Below are 13,046 nucleotides of genomic sequence, written 5' to 3' on the forward strand. Positions count from 1 at the left end.
CACATTTAAAGTGGATATTTGAGTGGTTTATTAGACACACTACCTTTGATTTTGACACTCTACAGATGTACGGAGCTTATTCAAAAATCAAATAGGATTCCTATATGTTTTACTTAAAAATGAGTCAGATTTAAACGAAGAGCAAAAAAATAAACTTATTCAGGTGAAAGCTGTGTCTACTAGCCTAAAATTAATGCATGAATTAAAAGAGAAACTCAGAAGAGTTTTTAATAAAACGAATGATTGGTATACGGCAGTATTTAAACTAGGTATATGGCTATCAAAAGCTAAAAAACATTTCCCAAATAGCAACAATACTTTTATTCGCTGGTTTGATGAGATAGTAGCTTACTTTGATAATAGGACAACAAGTGGTGCTGTTGAAGGCATCAATAATAAACTCAAGCTAATTAAGCGTTCAGCTTATGGGTTCAGAAACTTTAATAATTTTAGAGTAAGATGCTTATTGAATTGGCATTTTAATTATTAGTTTAGCATAACAAGTACTGAAGAGCCAATAAACTCTAATTCTCCGATAGAACTACCACCAAGTTCATTAATTAAAGCTTCTGGTCTTAATCCCAAATCTTGGTCTTCTGGAACAAATAGCCGCAGTTGGGCTGAAAGGTCAAGATAACTTTTATTGTATGGAGTAGCAGATAATAAAATACATTTACTTTCGTTAGCCGCAATATATTCTATGATTGCTCGATAACGTTTACCTTCGCGGTTCCGTAAGTTGTGACTTTCGTCAATTAACACAACTCGGTAACGCCGGAGTTTTGGTAATTTGTTTTGGACTTGACTAATGGGCATAACTTCGGCAAGTAGCCGATACTTATCTTTATATTCTTGCCACATTGAAACTAGGTTTTTTGGGCAAATAATTAGTGTTTCCAAAAAACAATCTTCTTGTAATATCTTGGCTAAGGCGGTTCCAACTAAAGTTTTGCCCAAACCGACCACATCACCCACTAACACGCCACCACGCCTAGTTACATGACGTGCCGCTAGCTGAACGGCGGCTTTTTGGAAATCAAATAAGTTGTTAAATTCGCGGGGGATGCGGAATTCAGAAATTCCAGCGATCGCTTCATGAGATAAGTGGTAAGCTATCTTCAGGTAGATGTAGTACGGTGAGACCAACTCATATCTCGCCCAACTTTGATCGATAATTTCAGCCAATTCTTGAGATATATCTACACAACCGTAATCTTGCCAGCGATCGCTAAACCATTTTTGCAGTTTATTACAAGCATCATGGTCTAAAATATCAACATTCAACTCCCCTTGTTTCGCCAATCCGGGAAGGGTTAAATTACTACTACCCAAGAATCCTACTGTGGGAGTGTTGGGATCATGGCGATGCACAAGATATAATTTGGCATGGAGAGAATGACGGAGAAACAATTTAATAATTACTTTCTGAGTTTTTAGCTGATGACTTAACCGCCGCAACCCCGCTTCATCCTCATTAGTCGGCGCACCGATAGTCAACTGCTGGCGAAATTCTGCCGCCATCCGTTTTTTAAACCGCACGATGCTACTGTTATCAATCCGTCCATCACCACCAACAAAGCTAAATGCTGCATGAACTTCATCACTGGGCAAGGTTTGCATCCCAATTAGTAAACGACAACAAGCATTTTCACTACCAACATACTGTTCAATCAAATCATCAATTCTTCGCCAACCTCTGAGGTTGAAGTAGCCAACACAAAAATCTGCCCGATAGGAGACTTTGAGGGTTTCTCGTAAAATCGGTAGCAATTGTAAATCAATATTGTCAAAGATGCGGGGCATTAATCAAAACTCTATAAATATTTCGTACATCTGTTATATGAGTAAAAAAATTTTATAGCTAGATTAGAGACGCGATTTATCGCGTCTTCAAAAATTATAAAAAAAAGAGCAGTTGCATAATACAACTGCTCTAAAAAATGTTTAGATAAATATTATCTACCTATCCACAGATCCCATAATTACGTCAACACTGCCAAGAATCACCACAATATCTGCAACTTTCATGCCGCGCAGTAAATGCGGTACAATTTGGAGATTGTTGAAGTCTGCTGCGCGAATCTTCCACCGTAAGGGGAAAACATTATCATCGCCAACCAGATAAATTCCCAATTCACCTTTGCCACTTTCGACACGAGAGTAGATTTCACCCTTGGGAATTTTGAAAGTAGGAGAAACCTTTTTGCCGATGTATTGATAATCAAATGCGTCCCACTCTGATTTTTTACCTGCGGCTAAACGCTTGGCTTCCAGATTTTCGTAAGGGCCGCCAGGAAGTCCTTTAATTGCTTGGCGAATAATTTTCACAGATTCGCGCATTTCTCGCATCCGCACCACATAACGGGCAAAGCAATCACCGGCAGTTTCCCACTGCACATCCCAGTCGAAATCGTCATAACATTCGTAATGGTCAACTTTTCGCAAATCCCATTGCACGCCAGATGCGCGTAACATGGGGCCAGAAAGTCCCCAGTTGATTGCTTCTTCACGGGTGATAGTACCAATACCCTCAACACGTCGCCGGAAGATGGGATTATCGGTTACTAAACGTTCATACTCATCAACTTTGGGCAAGAGGTAGTCGCAAAATTCCAGACACTTATCTACCCAACCGTAAGGCAAATCGGCTGCTACCCCACCAACGCGGAAGTAGTTATTATTCACCATCCGATAACCTGTAGCGGCTTCCCACAAATCATAAATCATCTCCCGTTCCCGGAACTGATAGAAGAAGGGAGTTTGAGCGCCCACGTCAGCCAGGAATGGGCCAAACCACAGCAAGTGGTTAGCAATGCGGTTCAACTCCAACATGATGACGCGGATGTAGCTAGCGCGTTTGGGGACAGCGACACCTGCAAGCTTTTCTGGGGCGTTGACAGTTACGGCTTCGTTGAACATTCCCGCAGCGTAGTCCCAGCGACTAACGTAGGGGACGTACATTACATTAGTGCGGTTTTCGGCAATTTTTTCCATTCCCCGGTGCAAATAGCCGATAACCGGTTCACAATCAACGACATCTTCCCCATCCAGAGTCATGATTAGCCGCAGAACCCCGTGCATTGAAGGGTGATGTGGCCCCATGTTTAGCACCATAGGTTCAGTGCGGGTTTCTAGTCTGGTCATAGATTTCGTGTTCTCCTGTTGTGTTCGTGTACCATGCCGAAGGCAAAATTTTGAATTGAACCGCTCAGATGCCAACTAGACCCAATTTATAACAGAATTCAGGAGTTAGGAGTCAGAATTCACAATGAATTCTCAGGGTGACAGAGGAGGGATTTTACTTGATGTTTCATTTTGTTGCACTTCTTTAACTATTATATGGAAGCTCGATATCCACTTAATTAAGGCAGCAGATTTTTTTCATCTCATGGTGTCCAGACAAGGGGACAGGTCGAATAATTCAATCATTAATTACTGAGGTTCAGGGGGCGACAATTATTGCTCTGGACAAAATTTCACGCATATATCAGACTCAATACAGCGATCGCGATCAACAATTTTGGATATTTCTGATTTTAAGGGTGCGATCGCCCTATCAAGGCAGCGCCTCTAGACAATCCCTATAACCCAACTGAATTCTGACTCCTGAATTCTGTTTCGATAAATAAAAACCCCTACACTATTGGTGCAGGGGTTATTTATTTTATATACAAACTCTTAACTATCTTTTCCACCTTCGCGGCTAGCAGTTTGGATGTACAGAATTAGTAAAAACACAGCAGGGACTAGTACGAACAAAATGCTCGCTATGAACCCTAGGTCATTAACTTGCATGGCAAGAAAACCTCTCTTAAATTTCCAGTCAACAACATTAGGATAGCATCATCAATGACAGAGTTATACCAATTCAAAATTCCAAATGAGTAAACTCGATTTTGGTAAGTATTTTTACTTATGACTGGATACTAATTGAATCAATGGGAGATTTGAGAATTTAAGGCTTGGTGACTACGCTGACTGAGCCATTCACTAAAGTTTGACAGGCAAGGCGATAATTTTCCGGCTTTTTCTTGAATTTCCGGTTTTCTACGTCTGTGCGGGGGGAAAGATTTCCTAGTCCTTCGACTATCTCGACAACGCAAGTGCCACACTGACCATTACCACCGCAATTCGTCATCTTGCCAATGAATGTATATATATCAATGTCATTTTGCATGGCTTTGAGCCGAAGATTTGCACCATCTGCCGCCACTACTTCTTTATTCTCTTTAACGAATTTGATATTACCCATAACTGATTCCTCCTTGACTGTAAGCTTGGCTTTCAAGGCTTCATATTGACATGGCTTGATTAACATCTCATTTATTATCTTAATTCATTACAAGATATTAATAAATATTAACTTTCTCAAATATGGCGCGACAAAAAAATAGGACAGGTAGAGTCCCTGTCCCATTTTTTGAAAAATAGATTAACTTATCTAAATCCCACGGCTGCTTGCCAAACGAAAGCAAGCAACAAGAAGAATACGGGGATAACTGGGAGAACGTCTACCAAAGGATCGAAGATTTGGTATGCTTCAGGTAGTTTTGCTAATAAAAGTGCTGCTTCCATGTTTGTTTAAATCCAACTATCCAACACAGCTTTCAGAATTGAGAAATATCTTAACATGGTTTGGGTATTGATTATTTGTCAATAGTCATTTCTAATTTCTCCTTCATCTGGTGCTGGTTCAGATGAGTTGAGCCAGTGACCAAATTCTGTGGTGAAGCGATCGCTTAATATTGCTTCTCTAATATGCTGCGTAAACCGAATTAGTTCGGTAATGTTGTGAATGCTCAACAAGGTGTAAGCCAAAATTTCCTGCGATCGCACTAAATGAGAGATGTAAGCACGACTAAAATTTTGACAAGTGTAGCATGGGCAAGTTTCATCTAATGGCGTAAAATCTTCACGAAACTTCGCATTTTTCAAATTCCAGCGTCCGCCCTGGACTATGGCTGTACCATGTCTGGCCCAACGTGTGGGAATTACGCAATCAAATAAATCTACACCAGATGCGATCGCGATCGCCATTTCCCGATAAGTACCCACACCCATCAAGTAACGCGGCTTCTCGGGAGGTAGAAGCGGTGCTGTGACTTTGACGATCTCAGCCATCATTTCTGGCGGTTCTCCCACACTTACCCCACCAATGGCATATCCGGGCAAATCCAACTTAGCTAAAGCTGACGCCGCACGACAACGCAAATCCAAATACACGCCCCCTTGCACAATCCCAAACAACGCCTGATCACTCCGTTGATGAGCCTTTATACAGCGTTCTAACCAGCGATAAGTGCGCTCAGTTGCAGTTTCTACCTCTTGGCGAGTCGCTGGGTAGGGCGGACATTCATCAAAGGCCATGATTACATCCGCCCCCAAAGTATTTTGAATCTCAATAGAGCGTTCTGGTGTTAAGTTAATAATTTGTCCATCGTGGGGCGATCGGAAAGTTACGCCTTCTTCAGTAATTTTTCGCATCTCGCTTAAGCTGAACACCTGAAACCCACCCGAATCTGTGAGCATCGGCCCGTTCCAACCCATAAATTTATGCAACCCACCACCCCCAGCCACGATCGCTTCCCCTGGTTGTAAGTGAAGATGATAAGTATTGGATAAGATCATTTGCGCCCCAGTCTCTAGTAGCTGTGCTGGGGTGATAGTTTTGACATTAGCCAGCGTTCCCACGGGCATAAATCTGGGGGTTTCCACAACACCGTGAGGCGTGAAAAACACTCCGGCTCTAGCTTTAGTTTGGCTACAACAAGCAAGACATTGAAAAGAAAAATTCGCACTCATGCCATTTGGGATTTTAGACTTGTCGTGAGCGTTCAGCCGAACGATTTTAGATTTTGGATTGTGAAACGCTAATGGGTAAAGAGTTTCAGAAATCCATAACTAGCAGCCATAAAACCATAAGGTATTAGGGCAAAATTAATATTATTTGGCTAAATTATGGACAAATATAATAACTGGTAATTGAGTTTTAGTGAACACTTAAACATTCACTATTAACCTAGTTACCCACTTTACGAGTATATACTGGAATAATTGTTATTTAAAAAGAATCAGAACAGTCATCGTCAATTTCTGCATCCCACCTAGCTGAAAGTACTTGCTCCATCATTGCTTCTATGGCGCTGACATTGAAGCCTCGCTCTCGCCGCTCTTGTAAAGGGGTTGATCGGGGAATCAACCGCAGACACACTCCTTCTTGCATCAAATCGAAGTAGGTTTCTTGTTGCGACGACTGTTTTAGTTCCAAGTAATCAAAACTACAAACATTCAGATATAGCGCATGGTTAGCCACTAAGGTAGACCTTTGTGGATTAGCAAAAACTTCCATCACATCCCCTTCACCCTCGCTCAGTACCTTATCTTCTTGGGTGTAGATGTAGTGGACTCGACCTAAATCTGTCAGCAATCGCCGGATGTCGAGCTTATTCACAATGATGCCCGTGTTAATAATGCACGGAGCTGGTATCCTGGTGTCGGGTAGATGGTGACTCATAGGAAAATAGCGATTGAGCTAAGGAGAGCGAGAACATAGCTAAACTGTCATAATTGAATAGCTTGTATACTCCCTACATTTAATAAAAAAATATCAATTTTGTGGGGCAATCGTCTAAATAATTTTGAGTAAGTTTTTAGTTAACGAATACAAAACACAAATTTTGCTCCTTGATGGAATTTTCACTTCCTAAACCATTCGTTTTTTGTATAAAAAACACTCAAGATTATTTACTATAGCACTTAGACCAGGATAACAAAATTTTCAAGGAGAATATCTGATAGAAGTAAATCTTATCTAAAGTTTTAAAGTCTGTTCATGTCGGTTGTACCGAAATCAAGACTATTATCCAGTAGTTTACCAAATATTAATGTAATTCCGATGACGAAACAGCAACAGTGGTGGAAAAAGCTGCTGTTAAAGCTGGCAGCTAGTATTATATTTTACACAAGTATTCCATTACCGTATTTGAACGGATTAGACTTTCGGGGAGTGGCGCGTCTTGCTTCCCTTGTAGGGTTGATAATTGGGGGAATTTTAGGGTTACTGGATACGGGGATGGATTATATTGGTATGCCCGTGCTAACTCGTAGTGCTTTGGTAGTAAGTGTTTGGATTGCCATAACTGGAGGATTGCACTTAGATGGGGCAATGGATACTGCCGATGGTTTGGCAGTGGGCGACTCAGAGCGGCGGTTGGAGGTGATGGCAGATAGTGCTACAGGAGCATTTGGGGCAATGGCTGCCATCGCCTTGGTGACACTGAAAATAGCAGCTTTGACAGATATGCCAGAAAACCGTTGCTTGTTGATGATGGCGGCTTGTGGCTGGGGACGTTGGGGACAGCAACTAGCGATCGCGCGATACCCTTATCTGAAACCAACTGGCAAAGGTGCCTTGCACAAACAAGCCATTCGTGATTACAAAGATTTGTTACCAGGATTGTTTTTGTTGTTTAGTTTGAGTGCTTTACTTTGGCTGATAGATAAACACCAGCTATTTCTCGCACCGGCAACGATAGTTGTTGGAAGTGCGATCGCCACTTTAACTGGTGCATGGTTCAACCACAAACTAGGCGGACACACTGGAGATACCTACGGTGCAGTCGTTGAGTGGACTGAAGCCTTATTTCTCTGTGTGCTTACCGTTTTTTAAGATGTGAGGAGTGGAGAGATGAGGAGAATAACCCATACCCATACCCATACCCAATCCCCAATCCCCAATCCCCAATCCCTTCACTTAATCGGTTGCAACTTCGTCACCTTGAGTTTAAAAGCCCCAACCCCAGTTTCTCCAAAAGATCGGACACGAATAACGTAATTCCCTGTCTCTACAATGCGAGTAAATAGTAGGGAATTACTAGTACCATCAGGACCGTCATCATTTTCTGCCAGAGTCGAACCATCAGGTGCTAGTAGTGTGATGATGCTGTCAAAGTTTTCAGATGAAAGGTCAACTGCTAAATTATCGCCCTTCTCTAACTTCACTGTGTAATCACGAGCAAACCCACCTTGACCGGTGGGAATATCTTTGTCTGAGAGGCTATCAGTAATTTCCGTACTGTTAGATAAAGGGATTGGACTATACAACTTATTTTGAGCAAAAGCTGCACTTGTACTTATATCTATTGCCAACAATGTGGCAGGAATGATTATGAGTTGCTTTAAACCTGCCGCCAAAACTTTATTCATACATTTCAAGCAATTTTTCTACAAAAATAGGGTAATTCGGTCAATTTATGCAATTATCTATGAAAGCTTGCCCATTAACGCTCTTTTATCGTAACTTAAAGGGTTTAAGAACCTGCAATCTAGATGTAGCATCCATTTCAGTCCTTCTCTACGAGAGGCTGCGCCAACGGCTACGCTCAGTAACCATCGGGGTTTAAATCCCCCGGAGTTGCTCCTCTACAGCGCTTCTCTTCGAGACGCTTTGCGAACGCGCATCCTACGGCGGGGGAGACCCCAAGACCGCACTCCTCTTCTCTACGAGACGCTACGCGAACGACTGAAATGCATTTAATTTTGAATTTTGAATTTTGAATTGTTAACCGTCTTTGACGGCAGTAGCTACAGCTACTAATCCTAAGACTACAATTCCATACTGACGAAGTGTTTGCACAGCAGACCTGGCAGTAGCACCAGTAGTATAAATATCGTCTACCAACAGCACTGGGACATTTGGAGGACGATCGCGAAATTCTTGCCCCAAAGCAAAAGCTTGAGCTAAGTTTTTTTCTCGTTTAGATCCCGATAAACCAAATTGGGCTTCAGTTTCTCGCACTCTTGCTAAACCGTTTAGTTTCAATTTTAATCCAGTTATTTCACAGAAGCTTTGTGCTATGAGTGCGGCTTGATTGTATTGACGTTGCTTTTGTTTGCTAGCGTGGAGTGGGATCGGAACTACCACAGGCTGGCTATCTCGCCTCGGTGAATTTAATAACCATGCTTCTCCTAACCATTGACCTAAAGGACGAGCTATTTGAGGTTGATTTTCGTATTTCATCGCTGCGATCGCGCGTTTCACCGGACCACCATACTCCCCCCAGCCAAATACTGGTAGTGGCTCTTGCCACAAAGAAATCGGGTCTTGACGTTGACATTTTTGCAGTTGTCTGGTGCAGTTATGACACAACTCTTGGGAAGTTGCACGTTGACACAGAGGGCAATGGGATTGGAGAAAAAGATTGAGTAAGCCTGTGAGATTTTTAATCCAAGTGTGCATTTAGAATTGTCCTTTGTCATTTGTCCTTAGTCATTAGTCTTTGACCAATGACTAATGACCATTGACCAATGACTTAACATACACGCGATCGCACCTTGTTGTTTCTACATCCACCGTTGCTGGAATGTAGCCGTTGCTTTCATACAGCTTGACTGCTTCCACCAAAACACTGGCGGTTTCAATCCAAATTTGCCGAAATCCACGCTTGGCGATCGCTGCTTCTAGCTGTTGTAACAAATATTTTCCTAATCCCAAACCCCTGATGCTGGGCAAAAGATACATTTTGCGGATTTCTACAGCTTTTTTGCCACGATGTATGGGGTAGTATGCCCCAGTACCTACTAACTGGCTTTGGTGTTCAACTACCCAAAACTCTCCCCCAGTAGCTAAATAAAATTCTTCTACTCGCAGTACATCTCTATCAGCACCGTTTGGTTCCCAGCCCAAACCGTATTCTGATAATACATAACTGATGACTTCGGCGGCTCTTGTGCGATCGCTTTCAACCCAATCACGAATTATAAAATCTTGATAAGAGTTTTTCATTACCATTTGCTGGCCAAGTTTACACAGAAAATTTAGGAGCATCTATATCCCAATTTACCCAGCAAATAGCTTTTTTGGCAGAGTTGATTTTAGGCAGTACTCTCAAGACTTGAATAGTAACAGTACTAAAAAAAGTCATCTATGAACTACCCACCCCTCTAGGAAGTAGCGGTGGCGACTTTTACCTATCGTTAAATGACAATTCCGAGATTGTTGTAGATTTCGATGAGATTGCCATCAGGATCGCGGAAATGAGCTGTGCGAATTCCCCAGTCTGGGCGATCTTGTGGTTGAGTTACAACAATCCCATTGTGATCTTTTACTTGCTCATAGACCTCATCCACGTTATCGACTGCGAAAATCAAGACAATTTTATCTCGATTGACAACATAAGAAGGCTGTTCGATTCTGGGGACTACTTCAGCCATTAATTCTTTTTTGAACAAACCCAGTTTGAGATATCCGGTGTTAAACTCAGCATATCCGCTATCTTCATCGCCCCAATCGACTTCAAATTTCAGCAGATCCCGATAGAACAGAAAAGAATCTTTGTAGTTGGATACAAGCAGTCTCAGATGTGTTAACTGAAGCTTCATACCTGTTGGGTTAGTCTACTAACTGTGAATTCTAGGTTCTGGGTGCAAAGTCGCCAGCAACTCACTTTCGACAATTGCCAATTCATCAAGGCGTTGCATGACAATTTCTCTGTGGAAGTAAGTAGCAGCTAAAACCCAATATATACCGTAGTGACGCGCTTCGGACGCCATTAGCCCATGATAAAATTTTGCTAATTCTGGCTCTGGACAGTGAGCAGCTAATAATCCCAGGCGTTCATGAGAGCGAGCTTCAATTAAACCAGTGACTAGTAAGGAATCCAAAAATCGCTCAGGTTCTTTGGGGCGGACATTAGCTTTTAAACCCGCGCCGTAGGGAGGCGGTGGTAAGGGAGCCAAGGGAATATTGCGGAGTTCTAACCATTGGTTAACTAGCTCAAAGTGTTCTAGTTCTTCGCGGGCGATCGCTGTTAACTCCCGTACCATTTTACTATTAGAAGGGTAGCGAAACATCAAGTTCAAGGCCACGCCTGCTGTTTTGCGTTCACAGTGGGAGTGATCGAGTAAGATGATATCTAAGTTAGCGTAGGCGTAGCCCGCCGCAGGCATCGCTTGTTCAACCCAAGCAAAACTAGTGGGTTTTTTCAGGGCATTGATAGTCGGTAACTGAGTAAGCACAGAGTCACAAAACTCCAGAATTTTAATTTAGCTAAAGAGCCGCAGCAAATTTATTTTACAGCTATAACTTAAGACAAAAGAATTTGACGACTATGGCGCTTGCTAAAAAAGGCACAAGGCTAATTACAAGTTGATGGTGTTGAATACCGTTGGGTCGTGCAACCAGACGATGAACCTGGTATGGCAGTTGTTGTGGAGTGTGCAGAAAATCCAGGGCAGAGAATGATTACCTGGATTGACCACGGAAACATTATTTCCCCCTGGTTGTTGAGGAAAGCCATCTTATGTGCTATCGATCAAGGCTGGAACCCAAAACAACGAGGGCAACAAATAGTTTTTCGATTTGAAGGGGATCATATCAAGGAAAAATGATCTGCCACTTGTCTAAGCGTCAATCTCTCGATGCCGCTTACGTCTTTGTTTAACTAATTCTTGGGGTTTAAGTTTCATCGCAACTAACAAGGAGCAAGTTTTGTGGCTCTTTGTAAATCGCTATTACAAAACTTAATTACATGAAAGTAGCAGTAGCAAGTCCGCAAGCGTCATTACGAATTACGTTAGCGTAGCGGTAGCAAGTCATCGAGCGTCATTACGAATTTTCAAAGACCGATGTTTGTAACGGACTATGCATAGTAGAACAATTAGTAATAAAAGCGCCTTGATCATAGATGGCTCCACTACCTTCCTCACTTCCGTAGGGGGTTTAGGAGTAACATTACACGGAATCTCAATCATCTGTGTGTGATCAGAACCATTACCAGTAGGATTTAGATCACATTCGCCTTTGCTAGTCAGAGACAAAGGAGTGTTGGTGGGAGGCAAAGGTGCATTTACTAAAGAAACAGATGGTTGTGCTGAAGAACTATCGCCACCCAGTAGTAGAAGCAGAATTAAAGCAAGGCCTCCAACTCCAATTATTGGCCAGAGTGGAAAGGAATCAGAACTCTCTGGTACCAAGACATCTCCCGCAGAGGCAGAGAAAGTATCGAGATTCATTGCTTCTCCCGCCAACGGTACTGGATTGTCAGTCAGTAAAATATCTCCTGCGATATCTTGTCCTAAAAGTTGATTCAATTCCTGTGGAATCCCGTTATTGGGACGTCCCAGTTCCCCACCATCTTCGGAGTATGGAAAGGATAGTACTTCAAAAATCCTCTGTTGGAGTTGTTTCTGATCTCCAGAATTCAACGCATCCAAGCCTGTAGAGATTTTATATAAATAAAAATTTGTCATCTCTGGCGACAAACCTAGAGACTGAATCTGCTCCTTAATGTCGGGAATTGTGGAAGCCTCCTCAAACAGCAGTCGTCCGTATGACATTTTCAAGTCTAGTAATCCATTACGGGGACTGAGGGAGTTATTGACTCCTGAGTAAGGTGCCCAGTAGAACTGCTTGGTTACAAGTCCGAGTCCTTCGACGGGGTTGCGACCAAAACTTTGTCCAAGAAGGTATTGAGATCCATCCATGATTGCGGGGGATTCATTTTTCCAAAATGAAGCGAAAGGCACCGCAGAGAGATTGGGATTATTGCCGTAAAAGCTAGAGAAATTCTGGAAGTTTTTCTCGCCACCGGCTGCTCTGATCAGGAGGTTTTGATAGGTAGTCCCGTTGTTTAACTCCACTAACTGCTGGATTACCGATCCAGCTTTATTGCAGCTCAGACCAAATCCCACATCACATCCAGGAATGACTCGCATCTGGCTCAGATTCGGGTTATTGATTTGGTACTGGAGATACTCAGATTCCAGTCCTTGTTGGATACCATAGCGTCCAATATTTAGCTGTGCAAAAGCAGACTGACACGTAGTGAGTACTACTGCAACAGATGAAAATACGATGGCCGCAAAGTGAGCCGCCTTCGATATCGCAATTCTTTGAACAATTGATTTAGGCAAGATGCACCTCCACTAAACGACAGCAATTTAATTGGGTATTGAGTATTGGGTATTGGTTGAATGGCACTTAGAAAAGCTATAAGCTTTGCCCTAACTTGTTCCCAGCCTCCAGGCTGGGAACAAGGCTACATAAG

General features: G+C 42.4%; 15 protein-coding genes and 1 pseudogene. 3 read left to right on the forward strand and 13 right to left on the reverse strand.

Going from position 1 to position 13,046, the window contains the following annotated elements; all coding sequences use genetic code 11:
* Window positions 1–103: 103 nt before the first annotated feature.
* Window positions 104–490, forward strand: a pseudogene (locus V7K50_RS26200) (ISL3 family transposase); the annotation flags it as partial.
* On the opposite strand, the gene V7K50_RS26205 reads toward V7K50_RS26200, so the two are convergent.
* From V7K50_RS26205 to V7K50_RS26235, 7 genes are all read right to left on the reverse strand, one after another.
* A complete protein-coding gene (locus tag V7K50_RS26205; RefSeq protein ID WP_334965248.1) occupies window positions 487–1,803 on the reverse strand; it encodes a phospholipase D-like domain-containing protein in 1,317 nt (438 codons plus the stop codon). The pseudogene V7K50_RS26200 and the gene V7K50_RS26205 overlap by 4 nt on opposite strands.
* Before the next feature lie 156 nt (window positions 1,804–1,959).
* Window positions 1,960–3,144: an NAD(P)H-quinone oxidoreductase subunit H gene (locus tag V7K50_RS26210; protein WP_334803743.1), complete on the reverse strand. Its 1,185-nt coding sequence runs from the start codon at window positions 3,142–3,144 to the stop codon at window positions 1,960–1,962.
* 534 nt (window positions 3,145–3,678) lie between these two features.
* Window positions 3,679–3,795: a photosystem II reaction center protein PsbM gene (gene psbM, locus V7K50_RS26215; RefSeq protein ID WP_084227279.1), complete on the reverse strand. Its 117-nt coding sequence runs from the start codon at window positions 3,793–3,795 to the stop codon at window positions 3,679–3,681.
* Window positions 3,796–3,955: 160 nt separating this feature from the next.
* Entirely contained in the window at window positions 3,956–4,252 is a 297-nt protein-coding gene (locus V7K50_RS26220; RefSeq protein WP_334803746.1) for a 2Fe-2S iron-sulfur cluster-binding protein, read from the reverse strand.
* Between the two features lie 185 nt (window positions 4,253–4,437).
* Window positions 4,438–4,575: a photosystem II reaction center protein K gene (locus tag V7K50_RS26225; protein ID WP_006195022.1), complete on the reverse strand. Its 138-nt coding sequence runs from the start codon at window positions 4,573–4,575 to the stop codon at window positions 4,438–4,440.
* A gap of 78 nt (window positions 4,576–4,653) precedes the next feature.
* Window positions 4,654–5,802 (reverse strand): tRNA guanosine(34) transglycosylase Tgt, encoded by a 1,149-nt coding sequence (tgt, locus tag V7K50_RS26230; RefSeq protein WP_334965251.1) that lies wholly within the window; start codon window positions 5,800–5,802, stop codon window positions 4,654–4,656.
* A 259-nt stretch (window positions 5,803–6,061) separates the two neighbouring features.
* Entirely contained in the window at window positions 6,062–6,514 is a 453-nt protein-coding gene (locus tag V7K50_RS26235; RefSeq protein ID WP_334803748.1) for a hypothetical protein, read from the reverse strand.
* Window positions 6,515–6,895: 381 nt separating this feature from the next.
* Between V7K50_RS26235 and cobS the strand changes: the two genes are divergently transcribed.
* Entirely contained in the window at window positions 6,896–7,669 is a 774-nt protein-coding gene (cobS, locus tag V7K50_RS26240) for an adenosylcobinamide-GDP ribazoletransferase (protein ID WP_334965253.1), read from the forward strand.
* Between the two features lie 80 nt (window positions 7,670–7,749).
* On the opposite strand, the gene V7K50_RS26245 is transcribed toward cobS, so the two are convergent.
* The 5 genes from V7K50_RS26245 to V7K50_RS26265 all read right to left on the reverse strand — a co-directional run bounded on the left by V7K50_RS26245 (window position 7,750) and on the right by V7K50_RS26265 (window position 11,016).
* Complete coding sequence (locus tag V7K50_RS26245) at window positions 7,750–8,205, reverse strand: PPC domain-containing protein (protein WP_334965255.1); 456 nt, start codon at window positions 8,203–8,205, stop codon at window positions 7,750–7,752.
* Between the two features lie 355 nt (window positions 8,206–8,560).
* A complete protein-coding gene (locus V7K50_RS26250; protein ID WP_334965257.1) occupies window positions 8,561–9,238 on the reverse strand; it encodes a ComF family protein in 678 nt (225 codons plus the stop codon).
* 51 nt (window positions 9,239–9,289) lie between these two features.
* Window positions 9,290–9,784: a GNAT family N-acetyltransferase gene (locus V7K50_RS26255; RefSeq protein WP_334965345.1), complete on the reverse strand. Its 495-nt coding sequence runs from the start codon at window positions 9,782–9,784 to the stop codon at window positions 9,290–9,292.
* 191 nt (window positions 9,785–9,975) lie between these two features.
* The gene (locus V7K50_RS26260) at window positions 9,976–10,380 is read right to left on the reverse strand and encodes a VOC family protein (RefSeq protein WP_334965259.1); all 405 of its coding nucleotides are present in this window, start codon (window positions 10,378–10,380) and stop codon (window positions 9,976–9,978) included.
* Window positions 10,381–10,398: 18 nt separating this feature from the next.
* A complete protein-coding gene (locus tag V7K50_RS26265; protein ID WP_334965261.1) occupies window positions 10,399–11,016 on the reverse strand; it encodes a tRNA-(ms[2]io[6]A)-hydroxylase in 618 nt (205 codons plus the stop codon).
* 156 nt (window positions 11,017–11,172) lie between these two features.
* On the opposite strand from V7K50_RS26265, the gene V7K50_RS26270 reads away from it, so the two are divergent.
* Window positions 11,173–11,388, forward strand: coding sequence for a hypothetical protein (locus V7K50_RS26270; protein ID WP_334965263.1), 216 nt, complete (start codon window positions 11,173–11,175; stop codon window positions 11,386–11,388).
* A gap of 204 nt (window positions 11,389–11,592) precedes the next feature.
* Here the strand turns inward: V7K50_RS26270 and V7K50_RS26275 are convergent, their stop codons facing one another.
* Window positions 11,593–12,912, reverse strand: coding sequence for a hypothetical protein (locus V7K50_RS26275; protein ID WP_334965265.1), 1,320 nt, complete (start codon window positions 12,910–12,912; stop codon window positions 11,593–11,595).
* Window positions 12,913–13,046: the final 134 nt, after the last annotated feature.

Source organism: Nostoc sp. (assembly GCF_036917135.1).
Classification (GTDB): domain Bacteria; phylum Cyanobacteriota; class Cyanobacteriia; order Cyanobacteriales; family Nostocaceae; genus Nostoc.